Here is a 24,795-nt window from a genome sequence, read left to right as displayed (position 1 = left end):
TAAAACCCCGCCGCCATATCTTGGCGGCGGGGTTTTATACTTTTATAGGTCATCTAATGAGTCCTGCAGCCTTTCCAGCACCTGCTGGTGCTGCTGGAGCAGTGGCACCTGCTTGCTGGCATACTGCTTCAGCTCCATCACCTGCCCGTTCTTGGCCATATCTTCGTAACGCTCCACCAGTTCTTTATTCTGGTCGCCGATGCGCCGCAGGTAAGCCAGGTCGAAGGAGATGCCGGACTTATCGGTTACCTCCTGGTATATTTCATGGTGCCTCTCACCCAAGGTGGAAGGGAGCACAAAGTTTCCCCTGCCGGCCATGTCGCGCAGGTCGTTGAGGATGCGCTGGTGCGCTGTTACCATCTCCTGCGCCAGCCCCTTCACCTCCGGGCTTACGGCCTTGCCTTCGGCTGCCTCGCCCAGCTGCACCTGCAGCATGCTGGCACTGGCCGCCTCAGCGGCAAACAGGGCATCGTTCCTCATATCCTCCTGCACGCCGGCCGCCTTAAACTGCTCCACGCTTTGCTCGGCTGCCTGTCTGATGCTGTCGTCGGAGCCGCAGGCGGTGGCAAAAGCCAGCGCCAACAGGACGAATACTTGTTGTATGCTTTTTCTCATGGGTGATTTCGGTTTAATGTATAAAGCACCTGCAAGATAAGACTTACAGATGCTTTATAAAATTAGTTACCTCCAGCCAGGCCTATTGCCTTTGCTGCAGTGTGCTGTCTATCTGTTGTGCCCGGTTGAGGTGCTGGCGCAGCGTAGGAACCGTTTTGCTGGCAAACGCCTTCACATCCGGGTCTTCCAGGTTTTCAGCGGCATCCTCAAACATGTTCACGTCCTCTTCATGGTCTTCCACCATCAGGTCCATGTAAGCTCTGTCAAACTCAGCGCCGGTCTTCTCCCGCAGCTCCTGCACATGGTCCATGTGCTTTTCGCCCATGCTGTCGGGCAACACAATGTTCTTCCTCTGTGCCAGCGACTTAAGCTCCTCGTTCGCCTTCGAGTGGTCTTGTACCATCATTTTGCCAAAGCTTTTCACATCCGCATGCTGGCCCTTCTCCTGCGCCATTTTACCCAGCTCCACTTCCATCATGCCGCCACTGGCCGCTTTCGTCATGAAGTCGGACATATTAGTCATTTGATCCTCCATCTGCGTGTCCTCGGCTACTTGCTCGTTCACCTCCTGGGCTTCCTCCACGGCCCCACCCTGCTGGTTGCAGGAGGCCACGGCAAACACGAAGGCGCCGGCTATCAAGCCTGTCGTAATAATCTTTTTCATAGTTCTGTATCTTAAGTTTAGTGTAGTTTTTTACCAGAATTTGTATACGCCGCGAACTCAACGGAGTTATCAGAAGCGACACCTATTCACCTGCAGGGTACATTTTGCTGTATTTGCCGGACGTTAACACAAGACTTTGCTAATATGAAACATTACTTTACAAAGTGCTGTAAAGCACAAAAAAACGCCCCTCTTGCCCACACCTAAAGCTTACCCAAAACACGTATGACATGAGAAACAGCAAGTATGTTTTCGCAACCCTTTGGCTGGTGCTGCTAACAATGCTGCCACTGCGCCACACCCTTGCCCAGGATACAACTGAGGTAGGCCTGATAAACCCTGCCCGTGACCGCATCCTGAAGCTGCACCCGCTCCAGATCGGGGAGGTATACCTCTCTTACGAGAAGATGCGCACCGAACGGATCTCGAACGAGTTTGGCCTGAGCTATGTGTACCGCGGCTACCTGAAAAGCGATGACTTTCTACCTGACGATGTAAAGGTGGGCGGCGTGCACGTGCGTATGAGCCAGCGCTACTATACCTCTAAAAAGCATGACGGCGTGCCGCTGGGCTTTTTCCATGGTCCACTTTTCGGCTACCGGTTTATGGCCTTTGAGGAAGGCGCCTTCAACAGCCCCTTCGAGTACTCGGACAATACGTACGGCCGTTACGTGGGCCGCCTGTACCAGAACATGCTCGAGCTGAATTACCAGTTGGGCGGGCAGTTCCTCATCGGCGAGAAACTTACTGTGGAGGTTTCTGCGGCACTGGGCGCCCGCCTGAAGTATGCGCTGGCCAAGGGCGCTGATGAGCTGCTGACGGAGAACATTATCGGGCATGCGCTGGTAGCCGAGCAGAACTCCGCCATTTTTATAACGCCCTCGCCGCAGCTGAACGTTTCGGTGGGCTACTCCTTTTAAGGCCTGGCAGAAGCAAAAGCGCCGGCTCCTGAACAGGGGCCGGCGCTTAGCTATGAACAGACGGACTAAGCTTGGTTATTCTATTTTACTGAGCACCGTATACGACTGCAGCTTGCCGTTGCGGTAAGTTTCGGAGCGCACCATCCCGATTCCCGGCACGTAGTACTCCACCGTTTCGATGCGCATACCAGGCATCTTCATACCCATGGCGCGGTTCTCCATCTGGGTGTTGTACCTGATCTTGTAGCTGTCGTAGGTGCCCGCAGGCACCGTTATACTTTCTTTGCCTTCCACGGTGCGGTCGGTCACTTTCATCACCATGGTCATCATGCTCTGGCCGTTGCCTGCGTCCTTCATCTGCAGGGTCATGGTGCCGTCCTCCAGCTTCTGCCCCGCCTGCAGGTTGCTCGGATACAGCATCTTGTCCCCCTCCATGCTCATCTCCATGCTATTCCCCTGGCCCTGCATAGGGCTCTGCCGGTTCATCAGGGGGTTCATGTCCATCCAGATGCTCCCGTTCTCACACCCGATTTTAAAGTCCCCTTCTGTGGCAAGCTCCCCCTTCTCGTCATACACCTGGCTGTGGATGGTGGCCTCCAGCTTATCGCCGGAACGGTTTAAATCCGTTACGTTGTAGGTCATGCGGCCGGTTTCCTTGTCTTTGTGGTTGTAGCTCAGCAACTCATACGTTGCGTTTTCGCGCAGCAGCTGGTAGTCACTGCAGTCAGTCTGGGCCTGAGACGGCACTGCCAGTAACAGCAGCAGGCAACACAGCCATGGAAGGAGAGCCTTGCGGAACATAAGTATCAAATTTAAGTTTAAAAACAGATAAAAATAATTATAAATATTGTATACGTATGGGGATGCCGCAGGGCTACACAAAGTATGGCAAAGTATAAATTATGGAGGTGGAAACAGAAAGAGCCGGACCCATGGCCCGGCTCTGCTGAAGTATGGTTTTATACTTTATGCGGTGTTTTTTGCAACCTTGAAGGCGGTAGGCAATCATCTTTGGCCTGCGCGACACCTGTCTGATTATACTTATGCCCCCTTGAACTGCGGTTTTCGCTTCTCGTTAAAGGCGGTGACGCCCTCTTTGTAATCCTCGGAGTTACCGGCTACTTTCTGGCAGTAGGCCTCGTAATCCAGCATTTCATCCAGCGAGGAACTGAAGGACTTGTTGAGCATTTTCTTCATCAGGCCAATGGCTTTGGTTGGGCCGGCGGCATAACGGGCAGCCAGCTCGGCCACGGCGGCATCCAACTCCTCCGGGGCCACCACCTTGTTCACCATGCCCAGTTGCAGCGCCTCCTCAGCCGATACCTTAGAACCGAGCGTGCTCAGCTCAAACGCTTTCAGCGAGCCCACTACCCGGGGCAGGAAAAACGACGAGCCGGAGTCCAGTACCAGCCCTACGTTTACAAATACCTCGATCATACTTGCGGCCGTGCTTGCCACCACCAAGTCGCAGGCCAGGGCCAGGGAGCAGCCGGCACCGGCGGCCACGCCGTTCAGTTTGCAGATGATGGGCTTGGGCAGGTTGCGCATGGCGCGGATAATGGGGTTATACCGCTTCTCCAGCGACTCCGACAGGTCGCGCTTGCTGGCACTGGCGATGGCTTTCAGGTCCTGGCCGGAGCAGAAGGCTTTTCCGGCGCCCGTCAGCACCACCACGCGCACCTGCTCGTCGCGGGCCACCTGCTTCAGGGCGTCCTGCAGGTCGTAGCTCTGCTGGTCGTTAAAGGCATTGAAAACATCCGGTCGGTTCAGGGTGATGGTGGCCATTCCCTCCTGCACCTCATATAAAAGGCATTCGTAGTTCATGTGTGTTGGGGTTAGTTTTGATTATTATAAAGTTAGGAAATCCCGCCTGACCTGCAAGCTGCCGTATTCCCTTCGCACTTCTGCATCTACGTAAGCTATACTTGCTGATTTATACTTCCGCTGGCGCGAGCTTGTAGCTCGTGTCCTTTTATACTTTGGCTATACTTCTCTAGCCGTGCTTCCTTCAACTTGAGGCAAGCTATACCTGCTAGCTGCCGTTCATCCATAGCCTTACAACCTTTGTTGTTTCATTTCCGACTTTGGCTCCCTCCAGCCCGGGAGGGCTCGTCTTCCCGCATCGCGCTGTGTTCCCTTCCTTCGCTACCCTTCGGTCGAAATGCCCTTGCAGGGCACCGGAATCTCACAAGGCGCTCTTTCTCGAGGGCCCCTACCCCCACGGAAAGACTGGGAACAAGTACGATAGCTGCTGCTTTAGTGACGGAGCAAGTATAAGTGGAAGTGATTTTATACTTTGTCTCTTTTGTCCTTAGTCACACAGTCTTTCGTTCGAAATTCCAGATAGATCTCTCACAGCTACGCTGGCTCTCTTCGGCTCCCGCCTCAAGAGTACTCAAGACGACAGGGAAAGGAGCAAGTATAAACTCCCTCTCCTGTTCTTAGGAGAGAGTTGGGGTGAGGTGAAATTCCCCTCCTCGGAGGGGCTAGGGGTGGGCTTATACTTCTGCCGGCATGAACAGAAACTATAAAATTGTACTTCATCAGCGCCAGTAAAGCCAAGCGGACGAAACGGCCATCCTTAATACAGTGCCAGTGAGGCTCCCAGCGCCAGCAGAAAGCCGCAGCCGAAGCCGGCGTATACTTCCTCCGGGGTGTGCGCCTGCAGGGCCAGCCGCGCCGACATAACCGCTCCGGACAGGAAAACAGCCACTATGATCGGGTAGATGAGCAGGGCCCCGGGCGCCAGTTTGTGCAGCACCACCAGCAAGCCCAGGGTACCGCCCGCCCCTATACCATGCGCACTTATCTTCCAGAACTGCGAAATGGCAAAAGCCAGGAATATGGCCGCCGCGATAACCCCCATCACAAAGTAGAATATAGCGTCATAAACCGGCTCGCGGTAAAAAAGGAAGGAGGTGGCAGCGTAGCAAATACCCGTGAACAGCAGCGGAAAGCCACGCTGCTCCCGCTTGTCCATCTCCATGGAGTCGAGGTAGCCGAGGCGCACCATGAAAAAGGCCGCTGCCGTGGGTATGATAAAGGTGGTGAAGAAAATCATGGCCAGCACGATCCAGCGCACGCGCATGGGCAGGGTGAGCGTAGACGAGGGCATGTAATAAAGTATGACAGCGAAAAGGTACGTGGGCAGCAGCAGCGGGTGAAGCACTACCGACAAGGTTTTCGCGAGCGAACGATTCACGGAGAAGTTAGAGAGTTAAAGAGTTTAGGAGTTGGAGAGTGATAAGCTTCAACCTGACCGTATTACGCATATCAACAATTTAACAATCAGCAATTAATCAAAGCTCTTTACGTAAGCGGGCCACCGGAATGTTCAGTTGCTCCCTATACTTGGCCACGGTGCGGCGGGCAATGTTGTAGCCTTTCTCGTTCAGGAGCTTCTCTATTTTCTCGTCGGAGAGTGGCTTGCGCTTGTTTTCGCCCTCGATGATCTCCTTAAGGATATGCTTCACCTCGCGGCTGCTGGCGTCCTCGCCGGAGTCGGTGGCAATGCCCTCTGAGAAGAAATATTTGAGCGGATAGATACCGAACTCGGTCTGCACGGCCTTGCTGTTGGCCACACGGCTCACGGTACTGATGTCCATGCCGATCTCCTCGGCAATATCCTTGAGGATCATCGGGCGCAGCTCGCTCTCGTCGCCCTCCAGAAAGAAGCCGTGCTGGTACTTGATGATGGCCTCCATGGTGCGCAGCAGCGTGTTCTGGCGTTGGCGGATGGCATCGATAAACCACTTGGCCGCATCCAGCTTCTGCTTCACAAACGTTACCGTCTCCTTCAGCTTCTTATCCTTCTTGTCCGACTTGTCATAGGCATCGAACATGTCGGCGTAGGAGCGGCTGATGCGCAGGTCCGGGGCATTGCGGGAGTTGAGCGAGAGCTCCAGCTGGCCGTTGTTGTTGGCAAGTATAAAGTCGGGGATGATATACTGCACGCGCGTCATACCGGTGCCGGCGCCGCCCGGCTTCGGGTTCAGCCTGGTAATCACGTCAATGGCCTTTTTCAACTCCTCCTCCGACACGTTAAACTTGCTCTGTATCTTCTGGTAGTGCTTTTTGGTGAATTCGTCAAAGGCCTGGCGGATGATGCGCTCGGCCAGCATGATGGTGGCATCCTGTTCGCGGCGCTCCAACTGCAGCAGCAGGCACTCGGGCAGGTCGCGGGCGGCAATACCAGCCGGGTCGAAGGTCTGGATCAGGTGCAGTACTTGCTCTATCTCCTCCTCGGTGGTTTCAATGTTCTGGGAAAAAGCCAGGTCGTTGGCAATAGAGCGCAGGTCGCGGCGAATGTAGCCGTCGCTGTCGATGCTGCCAATGAGCTGCATGCCGATGTTATACTGCTTGTCGTCCAGGCTCAGGAAGCCCAGCTGATCCAGCAGCGAGTCGGTCAGCGTGGAGGTCATCGCGATGGGCATTTCCTTGTCCTCCTCGTCACCGCCACGGTCGCCCTGCATCTTATAGCCGCTGATCTCGTCGTCGTTCAGGTAGTCGTTCAGGTCGATGTCATCGTCCTTGCCGTAATCCTCCTCATACTCGTCCGAGGAGTCGCTGTACTCATCGGCGGTCTCCTCGCGGCCTTCCTCCAGGGCGGGGTTTATCTCCAGCTCCTCTTTAATGCGCATCTCCAACTCAGCAGTAGGTATCTGCAGCAGCTTGATAAATTGTATCTGCTGCGGCGATAGCTTCTGGGATAAAAGTTGTCTTAAATCGAGTCGCTGCATAGTTTTTTAAGAAAAATCCGCGCCCTTCTGCGCACTTTCAAATTTAGGTTAATTTTACTCGCATTTACAAAAAAGGTTAAAATATCGTTACTTTGGGGGATTTTAGAGTAAACCCAGGTAACAAGGCCTAAGCGCAATGCTTCTACGGGTGTGGCCGCGACAGCTGTCTGGCGCAAAGTTTGTGGCCGCGGCCGTCATATCCGGATAACGCTAAGGCCTTGCGTTAAAGTATAGGCAGCCCTCCGGAGGCAGAAGAACTAAGGGAGGGGGAGGCCGCATCATTTTAAGTTTATATTTTTAAGGGATTAACTGTACCTTCAGGGTATTAACAACCATACACATGCAACGCACAAAAGTTAAAGATCTGCTAAAGGGTGCCGAGGTAGGCAAAGAGGTATTGCTGAAAGGCTGGGTGCGCACGAAGCGCGGGAACAAGTATCTGAGCTTTATCGCCGTGAACGACGGCTCCACGATAAATAATTTACAGGTAGTAGCCGACGCTGAGAGATTCAGCGAAGAGGCGCTGAAGGACGTGACCACCGGTGCTGCTATTTCTGTGGTGGGCGAGTTGGTTGCATCGCAGGGCAAAGGCCAGGCCTTTGAAGTGCAGGCTACCAGTATAGAAGTAGTGGGCAAAGCCGATCCGGAAACCTACCCGCTGCAGAAGAAGGCGCACTCGCTGGAATTTTTGCGCGAGATCGCCCACCTGCGCTTCCGCACCAACACGTTCGGGGCTGTGTTCCGCGTGCGCAACTCCCTGGCTTTTGCCGTGCACAGGTTCTTTAACGAGAAGGGCTTCGTGTACATGCACACGCCTATTATCACGGCTTCGGATGCAGAGGGCGCCGGCGAGATGTTCCGCGTGACCACGCTGGACCCGGTCAACCCACCGCTTACCGAAAATGGACAGGTAAACTATGAGGAAGATTTCTTCGGCAAAGCTACCAACCTGACGGTATCCGGGCAGTTGGAAGGTGAACTGGCGGCTATGGCCTTCAGCGATATTTATACCTTCGGACCAACTTTCCGCGCCGAGAACTCCAACACCACGCGTCACCTGGCCGAGTTCTGGATGATCGAGCCGGAGATGGCTTTCTACGACCTGAAAATGAACGCCGACCTGGCCGAGGAGTTTATCAAGTACATCATCCGCTACGCCCTGGAGCACAACCGCGAGGACATCGAGTTCCTGGGCCAGCGCCTGGCAGAGGAAGACAAAAGCAAGCCGCAGCACGAGCGCCAGGAGATGACTTTGCTGGAGAAGCTGGAGTTTGTGGTGAACAACGATTTTGAGCGCGTCACCTATACCGAGGCCATCGACATTCTGGTCAACTCGAACCACTACAAGAAGAAGAAATTCCAGTACGAGGTGAACTGGGGCGTGGACCTGCAGAGCGAGCACGAGCGCTATCTGGTGGAGAAGCACTTCAAGAAACCGGTGATCGTGACGGATTATCCGAAAGATATCAAGGCTTTCTACATGCGCCTGAACGACGACGGCAAGACCGTGGCGGCCATGGACATCCTGGCCCCGGGCATCGGCGAGATCGTGGGCGGTTCGCAGCGTGAGGAGCGCATCGACATCCTGGTGGAGCGTATGAAAGGCGTGGGTATACACGAGGAGGACCTGTGGTGGTACCTGGATACCCGCCGCTTCGGGGGCTGCCCGCACGCAGGCTTTGGCCTCGGCTTTGAGCGCATGGTGCAGTTTGTTACCGGCATGGGCAACATCCGCGATGTGATCCCTTTCCCACGCACGCCGCAGAACGCAGAGTTCTAAGCGAGTTTATACTTACAGGAGAGCCCGGCTATACTTTAGCCGGGCTTTTTTGTTGGAAAAACAGTCATCTGATGTTTACGTACCTCTGCTTTTACTTAGCTGAAAACAAAAAATATGAACAAACGCTACTCCCTTATCGCAGCCCTCATGCTTATACTTTGCTACCCTGCCACTGCACAGGAGAATGCGCCTCAGGCACCATCTCCCAACCAGAGCTTTACCAGCGTTAAAATTGGCCCTAGCCTTACTACCATCGCCTTGAAAGATGGTCCTTGGCAGGGTGCACAGTTAGGCGGCCATGCCGGCATCTACTATCTGACCATGCAGAGCGACAAGGTGGGAGTCCAGGTAGAAGCGCAGTATTCGTTCCAAGGCGCGGAGCTGGAGCGTGGACACCTGCTGCTGCATTACCTTAATGTGCCTGTTACGGCAAAAGTTTTTGTTGCACCGAATGTAAGCCTGCAAGGGGGCGCCTACGCTGGTTTGCTGCTGGACCAGCGTTACGAGTACGAAGCCATTGATTCCCGCCCACAAATGGAAGGCAAAGATTACTGCCTGGTCTATGGGCTCTCATTTGGCAATGAAAGCAAAGCCACTTTCAGCCTGCGCCACCATATAGGGCTGGTGGATATCATTGGGGCCAAGAATCAGGTGTTTCAGCTGTCTGTAGGATACTGTGTGAGTAAAAAATAGCTTTTCGGTTCAACCCTTAGCAGCGGCAAACATTTAAAAAGAGGCCGGCTGTACATTTGCTAAAGCCGGTGCACCAAAGCTCTCTCTCACTTTATACCCTGCGCATTTTCCTCCCCAAATGCGTAACTTACGCTGAAAACAAAGTATAAACCAGGCTGCTCCGTTAGCCTCCAGTATAAACCGCACACCATGAACTATCAAAATACGCTTGCCTTTGCACAGGAGCAAGACCGCCAGGATCCCTTATTCCACTTCCGGGACCGCTTCTATTTTCCGCAGGTAAACAAACAGGACGCCATCTACTTCTGCGGCAACTCGCTGGGGCTGCAGCCCAAATCGGCGCAGATGTACATCGACAACGAAATGTATAAGTGGGCCAACCTGGCTGTGGAGGGGCACTTTAAAGGTGAGGAGCCTTGGTTTAACTACCACGAGCTGTTGGCTCCGGCAACTGCCCGTGTGGTGGGCGCCAAAGAGAGCGAGGTGGTGGTGATGAACCAGCTGACTGTTAACCTGCACCTGATGCTGGTGTCGTTTTACCGCCCGGAGGGCAAGCGGTTCAAGATCATCACGGAGGGCGGCGCTTTCCCCTCGGACCAGTATGCGCTGGAGACGCAGGTGAAGTTCCATGGCTATACTCCGGGAGAGGCCATTGTGGAGCTTTTCCCGAGAGAAGGCGAGCACACCCTGCGCACCGAGGACATCCTGGCAAGTATAAAGCAACACGGCGAGGAGCTGGCGCTGGTGATGATGGGCGGCATTAACTACTACACTGGGCAGGTGTTCGACATGGCTGCCATCACCCAAGCGGGCCATGAGGTGGGCGCATTCGTAGGTTTCGACCTGGCGCATGCCGCCGGCAACGTGCCGCTGCACCTGCACAACTGGGACGTGGACTTTGCCGTGTGGTGCACTTACAAATATCTCAACTCAGGCCCGGGCGGTACCTCCGGCGTATATGTGCACGAGCGCCATGGCAACGATCCAGGCATTCCACGGTTTGCCGGCTGGTGGGGCCACGATGCGCAGGAGCGCTTTAGAATGCAGAAAGGCTTCAAGCCAATGCCCGGCGCAGCGGGCTGGCAGCTGAGCAACGCGCAGATCCTGCCGATGGCGGTGCACCGCGCCGCGCTGGCGCTGGTGGATGAGGCTGGCGGCATGGAGGCCCTGCGCGCTAAAAGCGAAAAGCTGACCGGTTACCTGGAGTACCTGATCAACGATGTGCATGTGGGCCAGGAGGTGCTGGAGATGATCACACCGCGCGACCCGCAGGCCCGGGGCTGCCAGATATCGCTGCTCGTAAAAAAGAACTCCCGCCTGTTGTTCGACAAGTTGATGGAGGCCGGTATCATAGTGGATTATCGCGAGCCAAACGTAATCCGCGTGGCCCCTACCCCACTCTACAACAGCTTTGAGGAAGTATACCGCTTCTCTGAGATTTTACACGATTGCCTGGAAGGCCAATCCTAAGAAAACCAGTTATTCGCCCCAGAACAACGAACTATCTGTTCAACCCTAGCTCCCGCACGAAGCATTTTTGATCGTGCGTGCGTATTGGTTTTTACGAGATAATTAAAATCGACCTGCTATCTTTAGCCAGCAGGTAAGCTCCTGCTAGCAAGGCTATCAGGTGAGTTTGCTGAATTTTGGGGCAGTTAAGGTAACTGTCGTAAGAAATTTTAATGTGGTGCTTTAAGACAATTAATGAACGTCACTTTTGAAGACATACTTCTTGTTTCATCAATCCTGCTATTCCTGAGCATATTGATCACCAAGAGCTTAGGACGGTTTGGTATTCCTGCTTTATTACTATTCCTGGGCGTAGGGATGCTGGCCGGGTCTGAAGGGCTGGGAAAGATACATTTCAACGACCCGCAGTCGGCACAGTCGCTGGGCACCGTGGCGCTTACGTTTATACTTTTCTCCGGCGGCCTGGACACCCGCTGGGAGAGCATCAGGCCCGTACTCTGGCGTGGGGTTGGTCTGGCCACAGTGGGGGTCCTCGTAACGGCCATGTTACTGGGGGGCTTTGTCTACTACGTCACTGATTTCACGTTGCTGGAGAGCATGCTGCTGGGTTCTATTGTGTCGTCTACAGATGCGGCGGCGGTGTTCTCTATCCTTCGTTCCAAAAATATTGGCCTTAAGCACAACCTTCGGCCTACACTGGAGCTGGAGTCGGGCAGTAACGACCCGATGGCGTACTTTCTGACCGTTAGCTTCACCTTCCTGATCATGAATGAGGAGGCCAGCATCTGGCGGCTTATCCCCATGTTTTTCATGCAGATGAGCATTGGTGCCATGGCAGGCGTGGCAATGGGCAGGGCCATGGCCTGGATAATCAACCGCATCAAGCTGGAGCAGGAAGGGCTATATCCTGCCCTCACCATGGCAATGATTATCTTTACCTTTGCCTTTACGAATGTTATCAATGGTAACGGTTTTTTGGCCGTGTATATAGCGGGCGTGATACTCGGGAACCGGAACTTCATCCATAAGCGCAGCCTTACCAAGTTCTACGATGGCATAGCCTGGCTCATGCAGATCCTGATGTTCCTTACGCTGGGGCTATTGGTGTTCCCGTCGCACATGGTGCCTCTGATAGGCACTGGCCTGCTGATATCGATATTCCTAATCCTTGTGGCGCGGCCGGTGAGCGTGTTCCTGAGCATGGCTTTCTTCCGAAACTCCATCCGGGACAAACTCTACGTCTCCTGGGTAGGGTTGCGCGGCGCCGTGCCGATTGTATTCGCCACCTATCCCCTGCTTGCCGGTGTGGAGAAGTCGGGCATGATTTTCAATATCGTGTTCTTTATCGTGATCACCTCTGTGCTGCTGCAAGGAACCACCCTTTCTGTTGTGGCCAGGTGGCTGAAGCTGAGCCAGCAGGACAAAAGGCAAAAGAAGTACCAGTTCGACCTGGAGATGGAGTACGATATCAAAAACGAACTCACAGAAATCCAGGTACCCGACAGAAGCCCGGCCGTTGGAAAAAACCTCGTCGACCTGCACTTTCCAAAGGGGGCGTTGATTGTCCTTATCAACAGGAATGGGAAGTTCTTGACGCCTAATGGCGCCACCACCCTTGAGACAAATGATGTCTTGTTTGTGATGACAGACCGCGACGACGAGCTCACGAGAGTAAACAAACTGCTGGGGTATGAAGTGGAGTAACGCGGGCCTTGTTGGCAGCAGCAACCTACTTCTAAGCCAAAAGCGTTACTTTTGTAGCTAAATGTCTCAAAGCGATTTCATAAAGCACTTTTTTAGGTATCTCCTTATGTGGGTGATGCTGCTTTGGGCCATTACCTTGCCCGGCCACGAGCAAGCGGTGTACAGCTTCCTTGTGAAAGGGGCCATATCAAAGGTAGCCCCTGGTTTGCTTCAGGCAGCTGGCGAGCCAGACAATGCCGCTGTAGAGCAACAGGCCGTACAGGTACTTCAGGATGCCAGAATGGCGCCTCCTATCGTGCTGAGCCCGCAACATTCCATCCGATGCTTGCCGTGGCTTTTCACCCTTGCTCCCCCCGCCAACAAACTTCTGGCAGCATGTGCGCCACATTCGGCCGGAGCTGAGTTGCTGGCGCAAACCCTCCCAATTACAATATTACCCAACGCCCCTTAGAGCATGATACGTTTGAGCAGCTTTACAAACAGAAGGGCACTTACCCGCTTCGGGATATCTTTTTCATCGTGATATCCGCCAGAGCTGGTTTTAGGGTAGCATGCGTTAGCATTATTTCTGCCAATCCGTTGAAGGCCCCTCTCCCGGAGGCGCTGAAAGAGGGTGGCTCCACCAGCCAGAAACGAGGGTAGGTTTACGGCTAATTCTGCGAAAAACTTTTCAACCTTTCTTTACCAGCGTTTATATTAGAGGTATTCTCCCCAAATGGGGCCTTTTGTGGTGCAGAGGCAAGAAAGGCTGGGTTTTCGTGAGGCATGCTGCTACACCTGCCTCTCTTGCTTTCTGCTGTTACAGAAGGCGTGGAGAGTTACCCGGAAAATCAACAGGAGGTGCTATGAGGCATATGCACAACCGCTAAAACTCAGTAAACGCACGTATGCTTTCGAGCTTTCAGAAGTTCCGGGCAGGTATTTAACTACGTTACACAGTGTACATGCTTGTATTAGGTGCACGCTCCATACTTGCTGTTGCAGTATACTTTAATCCATTTCTTAAGAAAGATATTTATTTCATATGACACACCTCCCCAATCTGGTCATGGACCTCGGGCTGATTCTTGGTGCAGCTGGCATCATGACACTTCTTTTCAAGAAGCTGAAGCAACCCCTGGTACTGGGCTACATTATCGCGGGCTTGCTGGTAGGCCCGCACATTAACCTGTTCCCGACAATCGTTGAGATAGAAAACATCAATGTATGGGCCGAAATAGGCGTTATCTTCCTGCTTTTCAGCCTGGGGCTGGAGTTCAGTTTTAAGAAGCTGGTGAAAGTAGGTGGCGCGTCCTCCATCATGGCGGGCCTCGAGGTCGTGGTTATGCTGCTGTTGGGCTACCTCACGGGCAAGCTCCTGGGCTGGTCCACGATGGACAGTGTTTTTCTGGGCGGTATCCTGTCCATCTCCTCCACCACCATCATTATCCGGGCCTTTGAGGAACTGGGCGTGAAGTCCCACCGCTTCGCCGGGCTGGTGTTCGGGGTGCTGATCGTGGAAGACCTCGTGGCCATACTCCTGATGGTGCTGCTCTCCACCCTAGCCGTGAGCCAGCAGTTTGCCGGCGCCGAAATGCTCTCGGCCGTGCTCAAGCTGGCCTTCTTCCTGGTGGTGTGGTTCCTGGCAGGTATATTCCTGATACCTACTTTGCTCAAGAAGGCAAGTAAGCTCATGAACGACGAGACGCTTCTGATCGTCTCCATCGCCCTTTGTTTCCTGATGGTGATACTGGCGGCGCAAGTAGGCTTCTCGCCGGCGCTGGGCGCGTTCATCATGGGCTCTATCCTGGCTGAGACGACCAAGGCCGAGAAGATTGAGCACCTTGTCACCTCCGTTAAAGACCTTTTCGGCGCTATCTTCTTCGTGTCGGTAGGCATCCTGATCAACCCAGCCATGATTGTGGAGTATGCCGGTCCCATCGCACTTATCACCGTGGTAACACTTGTCGGCAAAATGGTAAGTATCACGGCGGGCGGCCTCATAGCGGGGCAGGGGCTCAAGACATCCATTCAGTCAGGTATGAGCGTGTCGCAGATCGGGGAGTTCTCCTTCATCATCGCCACCCTGGGCCTTACCCTGAACGTGACCAGCGACTTCCTATACCCTGTAGCAGTGGCCGTTTCGGCCATCACCACGTTCACGACGCCATACATGATCAAGCTGTCGGAGCCGCTCTACAGGTCGGTGGAGCGTATGCTGCCCTCCAGGTGGATTTCTTCGTTGAACGAGTACAGCTCCGGTGCCCAGACCATCAGCACGACCAGTGACTGGAAGCTGGTGCTCCGGTCATACGGCATCAACCTGGTGGTTTACTCTGTCATCCTGATTGCCATAGTGCTGCTGGCCGGTGAGTTTCTGTACCCATTCATTACCGAAAGTGTGATTAACGGCGCGTGGGGCGGCATTGTAACAACGGCCATTACCCTGCTTTTCATGGCACCGTTCCTTTGGGCGCTGGCCGTGCATCATCCGCAGAAAGAGGCGCAGGGGCGTATCTGGGCCAATAAAAATTACCGTAGCCTTATCATTGTGATGGAGTTTACCAGAATAGGCATCGCCATACTTTTTATCGGCTTCCTGTTAAACCGGGTACTATCGGTGCAGGTGGCCATTATCGTTGGTTTGTTTATCATTGGCCTACTGGTCATTTTCTCCAAAAAGATACAGGATTTCTACATCAGGATAGAGGACCGCTTCATGTCTAACCTGAATGCCCGGGAGATCAGTGCCGCCAGCAAAATGAGCCACACGCTGGTGCCCTGGGACGCCCACCTCACCAGCTTTGATGTGTCGCCGGAGTCTGTGGTGGTGGGCAAAAGTATGCTTGAGCTGCAAATAAGGGAGCTTTATGGTGTCAACGTGGCTGTGATAGAGCGCGGCGACCGCACGATCATGGCGCCCACCCGGCACGAAAGGATCTTCCCCGGCGATAGGATCTATATCTTTGGGACGGATGAGCAGATCGGGGCCTTTAAGCAGTTTATCGAAACAGAGACGGGGACGACCGCCCCAAATGGCGAGGCCGGGAAAGAAGACATCGAGCTTCAAATGCTGGTCGTGTCGGCGGACTCTACGTTGCTTCACAAAACTGTGCGCCAGTCTGGCGTGCGGGAGAGAACGAAAGGCCTTATTGTGGGGATAGAAAAGAACGGGGAGCGCATGCTGAACCCAGACTCGGAACTGGTGCTGGAGGAGGGCGACATCCTGTGGATTGTGGGTAGCCCGTGGCGTATAAAACAGTTGGAGGGCGCCAAACAAGAGGCAACCCAAGTATAACACTGCTGCTGAAAGCCCGTTTGCCTAAAGCTGCCATATTAACGATATTGCTTTAAAGTTGAAGCTGCATGCGAAAAGTTGAGCACTGGATTGAGGAAAACCTGAACCTGTCTGCTGAGATACAGGAGAACATTTTCATGTCGCTGCTGGCTTTGCTGGGACTATGGATCATAAGCAGGCTGCTGCTGCGGCTGGCGTCGCGGCAGCAGACCGACTCCCGCAAATTATATCAGTGGAGGAAAACGACCAACTACGTGGTAACGGGGCTGGGGATCATCTTTCTGGCCAACATCTGGTTCGACGGGTTCAGCTCTATCACCACGTTCCTGGGTATCTTCTCGGTAGGCCTGGTGGTGGTGCTCCGCGACCCCATCCTCAACATCATGGGCTGGGTGTTCCTCATCTGGAAACGTCCCTTCAAGGTAGGCGACCGGATCAAGATCGGCCCGTACACCGGTGATGTGATCGATATTGCCTTCTTCCAGTTCACGCTGAATGAACTGGGCGAGTGGGTAGACTCAGAGCAGGCCACCGGTCGTGTGGTGCATGTGCCCAACGGCCAGGTATTCACGCAGCCGCAGACCAACTACAACTACGGCTTTCCTTTTATATGGCATGAGGTGCAGCTGCGCATCACCTTTGAGAGCAATTGGCAGAAAGCCAAGACTATACTGGAGGAAATAGCCAGCAGAAACTGCGAGAAGCTAAGTGAGGCTGCAGAGAACCTGGTTAGGGCCGAGGCGCAGCAGCATCTTATCTTCTATAAAAGCTTTGCCCCAAGGGTATTCACCAAAGTGCGCGAGAACGGGATTCAGCTTACCGCCCGCTACCTGTGCGGTCTGAATGCGCGCCGCGAGAGTGAGAACAGCATCTGGGAAGAAGTGCTGACACAGTTCCTGAGTACCCCTGACATCCGGTTCGCCTACCCTACCACCCGTTTTTACAGCACCATGGAAAGCCAGCAAGACGAAGCGGAGGCCCAGCAAGTGGAGGCGCCAGAGAAAAGACGGAGGTAAGGTGTGGCAAGAGATGTATACTATTGCCCAATCACAAATACGTAAAATGGCCTCCGCTCGCCTCCGGCGCGTGTGCTGTCTGGCGAAGGCTGGCCGTATTCGTTTGTGCCTCGGAGCGCAGATGGCGGGACGCCACCGATGACGCGCGCTCGCCAGAGGCGAGCGAGGGCACTTGGGTACGCACAACCAATTTAAATGTAGATAATACTATACTTTGGGAATAGCTCTGGCCTGTGCCTGAAGCTTGTATACTATCAACCGGACATGGAAATATACTCCGCCTAAAGCAGCCAGGCTCTCTAACTCTTTACCTCCCTGACCTCCTTCAATTTTGCCTCTTCCCTGAACTCACGCATCCTTTTAAAGTAATCTTTGGCAGCGGCCATTACCCTGGGCGACAGCAACAAGCCTGAAGTCATGGTCGGGATAGCCATCATGGCGTACATCCCGTCGATCAGCGCCAGTACAGCCGTGATGGAGGCTGTAGCCCCGAAAATGATGGTGATTACGTAGAAGTAATTGTAATAGTGCTTATACTTTGCTCCGAAAAGAAAGCTGAAACACTTGGTGCCATAGTAGGAGTAGGAGAACAGCGAGGTGAACGCGAATATCAGCACACACACTACTAACACGTACGAGCCAACGGTGGGCATGGCAGTGTCGAAGGCGTGCACTGTTATGCCCACGCCGTTTTTATCAGGGTCCTGCCACGTGCCTGTAACGATAATGGCAAGGCCGGTTAGGGTACAGACCACAATGGTATCGATGAGCGGCCCCAGCATGGCAACCAGCCCCTCCCGAATAGGCTCATCGGTTTTGGCGGCGCCGTGCATCATGTCGGCTGTGCCGATGCCCGCTTCGTTAGAGAAAGAGGCTCGCCGCGCCCCGGCAATAATAATGGCTCCAACCGCCCCTCCCAACACGGAGTTAGCCGTAAACGCATCTTCAAATATCAACCCGAAAGCGCCAGGTATACTGGCATAGTTCATGGCCATGATATAAAGCACTGCCAGCATGTACAACACCACCATACTAGGCACCATTTTGCCGGCCACATGGCCAATACGCTTTATACCTCCAAAAATCACCAGCGAGGTGATGATCACCAGCGCCACGCCTATACCCAGGTTCCAGGCAAAGGTGTTGGTAGTGGCAATGCCATTGGGTATTAATACTACCTCGCGGATAACCTGCGTCAGCTGATTGCTGGTGAAGACAGGGAGCGTGCCAAACAGGCCGGCAACGGAAAAGAACACAGCCAGCGGCTTCCACTTGCGCCCTAGCCCATGGAGCACCACATACATCGGGCCGCCCTCTATATGCCCGTAGCTGTCGCGGCCACGGTACATGATAGACAAAGAGCAGGTAAAGAACTTAGTAGCCATGCCCACAAAGGCGCTCACCCACATCCAGAACAATACACCGGGGCCGCCAATGGCGATGGCCACGGCCACACCGCTGATGTTACCCATGCCCACCGTGGCTGCCAGCGCACTCGAAAGGGCCTCGAAATGGCTGATGTCGCCTGGATCGTTCGGGTCATCGTATTTGCCCCGGATCACGTTAACGGCATGGCCCAAGTAGCGGAACGGCAGGAAGCCGGAATAAATCATAAAATAAAACCCGCCACCCATTAGCAGGATAAGCAGCGGCATTCCCCATGCAGCATCGCTAAACGCTACTAAAAATTCTTCTAATGCTTCCAAAGGATATAGTTTAGATTTCAAAATACAAATTTTACGGCAGAATCAAATACCGCTGCAACTTATACTTTAGGCTGAAACAAGATAACCTCAGCAGGCAAACTACTGTACCAGAGGACGGGCACAGCCTTAAAAGATACCATTTCTTATGGATGATTACATAGTGGCCATGACAGTAATTGGGGTGGCAGCTCTTGCTATGACCTGGATTCCGACGATTCTGGAGAAAACGTTTATCTCCTACCCGGTCGTGTTTCTGCTCCTGGGGGTGCTGCTGTACCTGCTGCCACTGGGCTTGCCTACCCCCGATCCGCTCTGGCGGGAAGACCATGTGGTGCGGCTCACTGAGCTTAGCGTCATTATTTCGCTGATGGGAACCGGGCTTAAAATCCGGCGGAAGTTTGGCTTAAAGCGGTGGCGGATTCCATTGCGCCTGGTAAGTATTACGATGTTGCTGTGCATTGCCGCCATAGCCCTGCTGGGCTGGAGTATAATGGGCTTTTCGGTGGCAGGTGCCGTACTGCTGGGTGCGGCACTGGCGCCTACCGACCCTGTGCTGGCAGAACAGGTACAGGTGGGCCCTCCGAATGACCCGGAGGAGGATGTGGTACGGTTCTCGCTAACGGCAGAAGCCGGCCTAAACGACGGCTCTGCGTTTCCCTTCACCTGGCTGGCAGTGGTGCTGGCCCTCGCGGCACAGGAAGGCGGCGGCTGGTTTACCGACTGGCTGCTGCGCGACCTCCTCTACCGGGTGGTAGTGGGGGCAGGCACCGGCTACCTGATCGGGCGTGGGCTGGCTTACCTGATCTTTAGGATGCCTGAAAAGACAAATTTCCCGAGGGCACAGCACGGCTTCCTTGCCCTCTCCGCCACATTGGTTACCTACGGCATTACGGAAATGCTGCACGGGTATGGCTTTATCGCCGTTTTTGCGGCGGCCCTTACCATGAGCAGCATAGAGGAAGAGCATGAGTACCACCAGCAGATGCATGATTTTGTAAATCAGGTCGAACGCATCATCATGGTGGTCCTGTTAATCCTGTTTGGGGGAAGCCTTGTAACCGGCATCCTCGACTACCTCACCTGGAAGGGAGCACTTATCGGGCTTGCCCTGCTGTTCGTTATCAGGCCCGCCACTGCTTTCCCGAGTATGCTGGGCACTCTCTCCACAACAAAAGAGAGGCTTGCCGTGAGCTTTTTTGGCATTCGGGGTATCGGCTCCTTCTTTTACCTTTCCTTTGCATTGAATAAAGTAGATTTGCCCGAGGCTAACGAGCTGTGGTCGATCGTAGCATTTATCGTTATGGTGTCGATTGTATTACACGGTTTAACAGCCACAAAAGCCATCCAGATGCTGGACCGGGAGCGCAAAAAGAGCGGCCGCCCGGTGCTGGATTCCGACCAAACCCCCGATGAAATCTTTTAAAGCAAGCACCGAACTTTATACTGTATGTATGAACTATAGCAACGAGCAATGGCAACAGCTGCCCCTTCCCGATGCCGAAGTATACTTTACCGCGGCTTTTATACCTGCCCCGGAAAACGATGTATACTTTGAGCGCCTGCTGCAGGAAGTAAACTGGCAGCAGGAAAGTATAAAAATGTTCGGCCGCCAGCTGCCCATGCCCCGCCTCACGGCCTGGTATGGCGATAAGGCTTACACTTACTCGGGGCTGCAAAACAAGCCGCAGCCGTGGCTGCCGGTGCTGCAGGAACTACGCGGAAAGGTGGAGCAGGCCTGTGGCCAGAAGTATAATAGTGTGTTGCTCAACCTCTACCGCACCGGCCAGGATAGTATGGGCTGGCACGCAGACAACGAGCCGGAGTTAGGGCAGCAACCAAGTATCGCCAGTCTGAGTTTTGGCGGCGAGCGCCGCTTCGCCTTCAGGCACCGCACCCGCAAAGACCTAAAGCCCGTTCCGCTTATACTTTCTCACGGCAGTTTGCTGCTTATGCAGGGGCCTACGCAGCACCGTTGGCTCCACCACGTCCCTAAAACGGCCAAAGCCGTACAACCTCGCATCAACCTCACGTTCCGCTGCGTGAAAGGCTAGCACACTTGCCAATACGGTCCAGAAACCGTTATTTTACAGTACCAAGAGGCTCTGCCCCGATATACTATGACCGAGAAAAAGAACATCGCCATTATGGGAGCTGGTTTGGTCGGCTCGCTGCTGTCTCTGTACCTGGCCAAACGCGGCCACAAGGTAGACCTGTACGAGCGCCGCCCTGACCTGCGTAAGAACATAGTGGATGGCGGCCGTTCCATTAACCTCGCCCTCAGCGACCGCGGCTGGCGCGCTTTACGAGGCATAGGCATAGAGGAGGACGTGCGCCAGGTGGCCATACCCATGCACGGCCGCATGATGCACGACGAGCAGGGCACCCTTACCTTCCAGCCGTATGGCAAAGAAGGGCAGTCCATTTACTCGGTGTCTAGAAGCGGGCTGAACGCAGCACTGATGAACCTCTCGGAGCCGAACCCCGACATCACCTACCACTTCAGCCGCCAGGCCATGGACGTGAACCTGCGCACCAACGAGGTGCAGTTGCGCAACCTGGAAACAGGCGAGGTCGAGACGGTGCAGCCGGACTTGCTCTTTGGGGCGGATGGGGCTTTCTCCGTGGTGCGTGGCGCCATGCAGAAGACAGAGCGTTTTAACTATGAGCAGAGCTACCTGGAGTATGGCTATAAGGAGCTTTCCATTCCACCTGCTGCCGATGGTGGCTGGGCCATCGAGAAGAATGCCCTGCACATCTGGCCACGGGGCAAGTACATGATGATCGCCCTGCCCAACATAGACGGCAGCTTTACCTGCACCTTGTTCTTCCCCTATGAAGGCGAGCAGTCTTTTGCCGCCATCAAAAATGAGAGTGACCTGCTGGCTTTCTTCCAGGAGGTGTTCCCGGATGCGGTGCCGCTGATGCCTACCCTGACGCAGGATTATTTCACAAACCCCATCGGCTCGCTGATTACGGTTAAATGCTTTCCCTGGAGCTACGAGGGTAAATCGCTGCTGATTGGGGATGCCAGCCATGCGGTGGTGCCTTTCTACGGGCAAGGGATGAATGCCGGCTTCGAGGACATCACGGTACTGGACCAGATGCTGCACGGCTTTGAGGGGGATGACTGGGACGCACTTTTCAGGGCTTTCGAGCGCCGCCGCAAACCTAACGCCGACGCCATCGCCGACCTGGCCGTAATGAATTTTATCGAAATGCGCGACAAGGTGGCTGATCCGCGCTTCCTGCTACGCAAAAAGATCGAGGGCAAAATCTCCGCACAATACCCGGATAAGTGGATCCCGCTCTACTCCATGGTTACCTTCACCGACCTGCCCTACTCCTACGCCTTGGAGACGGGTCAGCAGCAGGACAAGATTATGAAGAAGGTGATGAAGCACATTCAGCGTATAGAGGATTACGACAAGCCCGAAGTTCAGAAGCTGCTGGAGAAGCAACTCGTCCAGAAAGAGAGGCTAAAGAAGTACAACGCTGCGGCAGAAGCATAACCACCGCCTTTGTAGATCGACGAACCGGTAGAGACGCAAGACATAGCGTCTCTTTTGTTTTAAGAGCAGAAGTATAACTCCTGCCCCTCCCGGTGTAAACCCGAGGCCATATGTGTGTGCAGTAGCCGTTCCCGTTGCTTGGCTGTATCCTGCTGCTCAGAAGCCTGGGCTATACTTGCCTGCGGCCGCACAACAATTTCCACACTTCGTATGTATAAATCCCTGAGCCCAACGCTATAGTTGGCTCTGAACCTTCTTTTCACACCTTAAAACAAATCCCCCACTTTATGAATCTTAAGCAAAACCTTAAAGGCGCAGCCTTTGCCGCGCTTATATGTGGTGCTGCACTGGCAGCACCTGCCGCTATGGCACAACAAACCGCTCCGCCAACCCAGCAGGCCCAGCCACAGAACTTCTCCGACGCGGACCTGCAGCAGTTTGCCGATGCCAGCGCCCGCCTGATGACTGTGCAGCAGGAAGGCGAAAAAGCCATGATGGGCATTCTGGAGGAAGAGAAGTTGAGCGTGGACAAGTTTAACCAGATGGCACAGGCGCACCAGCAGCAAAAGCTAAGCGAGGTGGAGGCAACCCCGGAAGAGATGGCAGCCTTTAACAATGCGGCGCAGCGCATGATGGAGATGCAGCCAGCCCTTCAGAAAGACTTGGAAGCAGCCATACAGCAGGAGGGCATGACGCTGGAGAAGTTTGAGCAGATCATGCTTGCCTACCGCCAGGACCAAGCCGTGCAGCAGCGCGTAGACCAACTGATGCAGGAGAAGCAGAACTAGTTTTATTCCTGACACCTATAAAAAATGGCCGCCAGCAAACACTGGCGGCCATTTTTATACACAAAACTATGGTCTGATTATTCCTGTGCAGGCTGCTGAGCTGGCTCCTGGCCATGGGCAAACTCCACGATCCGGAATGTACGTGCCTTGCGGTCGTAGTAGCCGTAGTGTAGTTTGTCGCCGTAGCGGTAGATCGTCTGAAACTCAGGCTCCGGTTTAAGGCTGCGCTCATACTCCTCCACGCGCTCCTGCAGCACCTCCACATCGCCCTCCTGCTCTACCTTTGCCAGGCTGTTGGCGTCCAGCACGGAGTGGAAGTAGGTGCTAACCCCCGGGCCTGTTGGCATGTTGCCGCCCTGCCCCCATGGGTCGTAGAAATAGCGGCTGTAGTAGGGTGAGTTCAGGTAATAGGTCGGGATGTTGTAAGCCGGTGTCCAGCGGCCGGGGATCAGCATCAGCCCGCGCGATGTGCGCACGTAACGGTCCGGGGTACGCACCATGCGGCTGCGGTCGTTGCGGTTGCTGCGCTCTGTTGGCGCTTTGTAGGAGCCGATGGTAAGCTGCAAGGTGCTGTCGCTGTAGGTATCCACCGTGATGGCAGGCACGCCGCTGGCCAGGTTCTTCATCACCTTGTCCTCCTTCTCTATCACCTCATACCCAGACGAGAACAAACCGCCTGCACCGCGCTGGTACACCGGCGTAGAGGCCAGCGCCAGTTGCTCCTTATCCGTGAAAGTATACTCTTTCAGGGGTTGCAGCGTGTTAAAGTCGTAGGCCGTCAGCTTCAGTTTGTCTTTCTCCAGGTTCACCCTGAAAAGCTTATCCTGGTGCAGGAAAGAGTTAAAGCTGGGCTCGTTGCGCTGCTCTATAACCGGTAGTGTGCGGTACTCGGACTTTCCGGTATTCCAGTCCAGCGTCAGGATCTCGGTGGTGGTTTCTTTAGATGGTTTGCCCCGCAGCGAGTATCCGTCGAAGATCATGTGCAGTTTATCGCCGCGCGAGTAGATCTTGCTGCGGTGGTGGCCCGTGAACACATTTCGCTCCAGGTCCGGGTGCACGTAGATCATGCCCGACTCGCGGGCGTAGCGGTCGCGGGTGCGGGGCATCTGCTCTGCCTTAAACAGCTTGTAATCCATCGTAGCTACGTTGTCGTCCGAGTCGCGGTACAGGTGCAGGTTGCTGTCTTTGTCGGTGTAGAGCATGTAGAAATGGTCCTCATCCCCGAAACCGCCCACAAACGTGACATTGCGCTCCAGCTTCAGCTGCACATCCTGTATGCTGCGGAAAGCACCGGTATGGCGGCTAATGGCGAACGGGCGCACATATTCGCGACGGCCATTGGTATAGCGGCTGTAGAAAATGAATTCATCCGCTGTTACGCGGGTGCCCATCACCTGCGGGTCTTTGGAGTGCCGGTACGGAATCTCGTGCTGCGCCAGCTTCTCCCCCGTGGGTGAGATCATTGCGAAGTTCAGGTTTCCGCCCTGGTAAAAGTATACCACCACGTTGCCCTCGTCATCTGCCACGGACACGAGATCCTCTGCGCGGTTCATGGGTAATTCTATATGGGCAAACTCTTTCTGGGCATGTGCAGCCGTGGCAAAAGCCCCCACAAAGAGTAAGCTAAAGAGTAAGTTACGCATAGATAAAAGGTTGAATTGTATACTTTAAGAACGAGCAAATATTTAGCCAAAGTATAAAATTTAACAGGCAAAACAATAGAATCTGTAGTTTCTTCTGATGGTTTGATCTTGGTTTAGGGTGGTAGCTGCTTTCTGGTGCCGTAGCTGCTGCTCATCTTATGCTCGGGCTTGCCTTGGCTATACTTGCTGGTTGCTATCTTCTGTAGCGTTTACACTTCCACAGCCGCTGCTTCCCGCAACTTGACACGAGCTATCCTTTCTAGCTCCCGTT

20 protein-coding genes are annotated in these 24,795 nt (G+C 54.2%); 11 read left to right on the top strand and 9 right to left on the bottom strand.

The window, feature by feature from the left end; translation table 11 throughout:
* Positions 1-42: 42 nt before the first annotated feature.
* A complete protein-coding gene (locus OH144_RS18600; protein ID WP_266203777.1) occupies positions 43-615 on the bottom strand; it encodes a DUF4142 domain-containing protein in 573 nt (190 codons plus the stop codon).
* Positions 616-697: 82 nt separating this feature from the next.
* Entirely contained in the window at positions 698-1,279 is a 582-nt protein-coding gene (locus OH144_RS18595) for a DUF4142 domain-containing protein (RefSeq protein ID WP_266203776.1), read from the bottom strand.
* Positions 1,280-1,509: 230 nt separating this feature from the next.
* Between OH144_RS18595 and OH144_RS18590 the strand changes: the two genes are divergently transcribed.
* The gene (locus OH144_RS18590) at positions 1,510-2,199 is read left to right on the top strand and encodes an ABC transporter ATP-binding protein (RefSeq protein ID WP_266203775.1); all 690 of its coding nucleotides are present in this window, start codon (positions 1,510-1,512) and stop codon (positions 2,197-2,199) included.
* A gap of 75 nt (positions 2,200-2,274) precedes the next feature.
* Here OH144_RS18590 and OH144_RS18585 read toward each other — a convergent pair whose 3' ends face one another.
* The 4 genes from OH144_RS18585 to rpoN all read right to left on the bottom strand — a co-directional run bounded on the left by OH144_RS18585 (position 2,275) and on the right by rpoN (position 6,938).
* Complete coding sequence (locus OH144_RS18585; protein ID WP_266203774.1) at positions 2,275-3,000, bottom strand: TapB family protein; 726 nt, start codon at positions 2,998-3,000, stop codon at positions 2,275-2,277.
* Between the two features lie 240 nt (positions 3,001-3,240).
* Positions 3,241-4,023, bottom strand: coding sequence for an enoyl-CoA hydratase-related protein (locus OH144_RS18580; RefSeq protein WP_266203773.1), 783 nt, complete (start codon positions 4,021-4,023; stop codon positions 3,241-3,243).
* Between the two features lie 757 nt (positions 4,024-4,780).
* Positions 4,781-5,368 carry a hypothetical protein gene (locus OH144_RS18575; RefSeq protein ID WP_266206359.1) on the bottom strand — a complete coding sequence of 196 codons (588 nt, stop codon included), beginning with the start codon at positions 5,366-5,368 and terminating at the stop codon, positions 4,781-4,783.
* A gap of 130 nt (positions 5,369-5,498) precedes the next feature.
* Positions 5,499-6,938 (bottom strand): RNA polymerase factor sigma-54, encoded by a 1,440-nt coding sequence (gene rpoN, locus OH144_RS18570; protein ID WP_266203772.1) that lies wholly within the window; start codon positions 6,936-6,938, stop codon positions 5,499-5,501.
* A 340-nt stretch (positions 6,939-7,278) separates the two neighbouring features.
* Between rpoN and asnS the strand changes: the two genes are divergently transcribed.
* The 6 genes from asnS to OH144_RS18540 all read left to right on the top strand — a co-directional run bounded on the left by asnS (position 7,279) and on the right by OH144_RS18540 (position 16,878).
* The gene (gene asnS / locus OH144_RS18565) at positions 7,279-8,718 is read left to right on the top strand and encodes an asparagine--tRNA ligase (RefSeq protein WP_266203771.1); all 1,440 of its coding nucleotides are present in this window, start codon (positions 7,279-7,281) and stop codon (positions 8,716-8,718) included.
* Positions 8,719-8,832: 114 nt separating this feature from the next.
* Entirely contained in the window at positions 8,833-9,411 is a 579-nt protein-coding gene (locus OH144_RS18560; RefSeq protein WP_266203770.1) for an outer membrane beta-barrel protein, read from the top strand.
* 189 nt (positions 9,412-9,600) lie between these two features.
* A complete protein-coding gene (gene kynU / locus OH144_RS18555; RefSeq protein WP_266203769.1) occupies positions 9,601-10,881 on the top strand; it encodes a kynureninase in 1,281 nt (426 codons plus the stop codon).
* A 234-nt stretch (positions 10,882-11,115) separates the two neighbouring features.
* Entirely contained in the window at positions 11,116-12,585 is a 1,470-nt protein-coding gene (locus tag OH144_RS18550; RefSeq protein WP_266203768.1) for a potassium/proton antiporter, read from the top strand.
* A 1,024-nt stretch (positions 12,586-13,609) separates the two neighbouring features.
* A complete protein-coding gene (locus OH144_RS18545; protein WP_266203767.1) occupies positions 13,610-15,862 on the top strand; it encodes a cation:proton antiporter in 2,253 nt (750 codons plus the stop codon).
* Between the two features lie 68 nt (positions 15,863-15,930).
* Positions 15,931-16,878, top strand: coding sequence for a mechanosensitive ion channel family protein (locus tag OH144_RS18540; protein WP_266203766.1), 948 nt, complete (start codon positions 15,931-15,933; stop codon positions 16,876-16,878).
* Positions 16,879-17,177: 299 nt separating this feature from the next.
* Here the strand turns inward: OH144_RS18540 and OH144_RS18535 are convergent, their stop codons facing one another.
* Complete coding sequence (locus OH144_RS18535) at positions 17,178-18,584, bottom strand: alanine/glycine:cation symporter family protein (RefSeq protein WP_266203765.1); 1,407 nt, start codon at positions 18,582-18,584, stop codon at positions 17,178-17,180.
* 145 nt (positions 18,585-18,729) lie between these two features.
* On the opposite strand from OH144_RS18535, the gene OH144_RS18530 reads away from it, so the two are divergent.
* From OH144_RS18530 to OH144_RS18520, 3 genes are all read left to right on the top strand, one after another.
* The gene (locus OH144_RS18530) at positions 18,730-20,007 is read left to right on the top strand and encodes a cation:proton antiporter (RefSeq protein ID WP_266203764.1); all 1,278 of its coding nucleotides are present in this window, start codon (positions 18,730-18,732) and stop codon (positions 20,005-20,007) included.
* Positions 20,008-20,035: 28 nt separating this feature from the next.
* On the top strand, positions 20,036-20,635 hold the full coding sequence (locus OH144_RS18525) for an alpha-ketoglutarate-dependent dioxygenase AlkB family protein (protein ID WP_266203763.1): 600 nt from the start codon (positions 20,036-20,038) through the stop codon (positions 20,633-20,635).
* A gap of 66 nt (positions 20,636-20,701) precedes the next feature.
* Positions 20,702-22,093, top strand: a complete 1,392-nt coding sequence (locus OH144_RS18520; RefSeq protein WP_266203762.1) for an FAD-dependent oxidoreductase — start codon at positions 20,702-20,704, stop codon at positions 22,091-22,093.
* A 59-nt stretch (positions 22,094-22,152) separates the two neighbouring features.
* Here OH144_RS18520 and OH144_RS18515 read toward each other — a convergent pair whose 3' ends face one another.
* Positions 22,153-22,296, bottom strand: a complete 144-nt coding sequence (locus OH144_RS18515) for a hypothetical protein (RefSeq protein ID WP_266203761.1) — start codon at positions 22,294-22,296, stop codon at positions 22,153-22,155.
* Between the two features lie 84 nt (positions 22,297-22,380).
* Here OH144_RS18515 and OH144_RS18510 point away from each other — a divergent pair, with 84 nt between their 5' ends.
* Positions 22,381-22,881 (top strand): DUF4168 domain-containing protein, encoded by a 501-nt coding sequence (locus tag OH144_RS18510; RefSeq protein ID WP_266203760.1) that lies wholly within the window; start codon positions 22,381-22,383, stop codon positions 22,879-22,881.
* Between the two features lie 77 nt (positions 22,882-22,958).
* Here the strand turns inward: OH144_RS18510 and OH144_RS18505 are convergent, their stop codons facing one another.
* Entirely contained in the window at positions 22,959-24,524 is a 1,566-nt protein-coding gene (locus OH144_RS18505) for a hypothetical protein (RefSeq protein ID WP_266203759.1), read from the bottom strand.
* Positions 24,525-24,795: the final 271 nt, after the last annotated feature.

This window comes from Pontibacter kalidii (genome assembly GCF_026278245.1).
Classification (GTDB): Bacteria; Bacteroidota; Bacteroidia; order Cytophagales; family Hymenobacteraceae; genus Pontibacter; species Pontibacter kalidii.
Note: the sequence above shows the minus strand (reverse complement) of the source record. Positions and strands in the feature narration are given on the sequence as shown.

Excerpts from the sequence above, each read along its gene's own strand:
- OH144_RS18530 (WP_266203764.1), top strand. The coding sequence starts at position 18,730 with ATGGATGATTACATAGTGGCCATGACAGTAATTGGGGTGGCAGCTCTT.
- OH144_RS18600 (WP_266203777.1), bottom strand. The coding sequence starts at position 615 with ATGAGAAAAAGCATACAACAAGTATTCGTCCTGTTGGCGCTGGCTTTT.
- kynU (WP_266203769.1), top strand. The coding sequence starts at position 9,601 with ATGAACTATCAAAATACGCTTGCCTTTGCACAGGAGCAAGACCGCCAG.
- OH144_RS18585 (WP_266203774.1), bottom strand. The coding sequence starts at position 3,000 with ATGTTCCGCAAGGCTCTCCTTCCATGGCTGTGTTGCCTGCTGCTGTTA.
- OH144_RS18510 (WP_266203760.1), top strand. The coding sequence starts at position 22,381 with ATGAATCTTAAGCAAAACCTTAAAGGCGCAGCCTTTGCCGCGCTTATA.
- OH144_RS18580 (WP_266203773.1), bottom strand. The coding sequence starts at position 4,023 with ATGAACTACGAATGCCTTTTATATGAGGTGCAGGAGGGAATGGCCACC.
- OH144_RS18595 (WP_266203776.1), bottom strand. The coding sequence starts at position 1,279 with ATGAAAAAGATTATTACGACAGGCTTGATAGCCGGCGCCTTCGTGTTT.
- OH144_RS18520 (WP_266203762.1), top strand. The coding sequence starts at position 20,702 with ATGACCGAGAAAAAGAACATCGCCATTATGGGAGCTGGTTTGGTCGGC.
- OH144_RS18550 (WP_266203768.1), top strand. The coding sequence starts at position 11,116 with ATGAACGTCACTTTTGAAGACATACTTCTTGTTTCATCAATCCTGCTA.
- OH144_RS18540 (WP_266203766.1), top strand. The coding sequence starts at position 15,931 with ATGCGAAAAGTTGAGCACTGGATTGAGGAAAACCTGAACCTGTCTGCT.
- OH144_RS18505 (WP_266203759.1), bottom strand. The coding sequence starts at position 24,524 with ATGCGTAACTTACTCTTTAGCTTACTCTTTGTGGGGGCTTTTGCCACG.
- OH144_RS18590 (WP_266203775.1), top strand. The coding sequence starts at position 1,510 with ATGAGAAACAGCAAGTATGTTTTCGCAACCCTTTGGCTGGTGCTGCTA.
- asnS (WP_266203771.1), top strand. The coding sequence starts at position 7,279 with ATGCAACGCACAAAAGTTAAAGATCTGCTAAAGGGTGCCGAGGTAGGC.
- rpoN (WP_266203772.1), bottom strand. The coding sequence starts at position 6,938 with ATGCAGCGACTCGATTTAAGACAACTTTTATCCCAGAAGCTATCGCCG.
- OH144_RS18560 (WP_266203770.1), top strand. The coding sequence starts at position 8,833 with ATGAACAAACGCTACTCCCTTATCGCAGCCCTCATGCTTATACTTTGC.
- OH144_RS18545 (WP_266203767.1), top strand. The coding sequence starts at position 13,610 with ATGACACACCTCCCCAATCTGGTCATGGACCTCGGGCTGATTCTTGGT.
- OH144_RS18525 (WP_266203763.1), top strand. The coding sequence starts at position 20,036 with ATGAACTATAGCAACGAGCAATGGCAACAGCTGCCCCTTCCCGATGCC.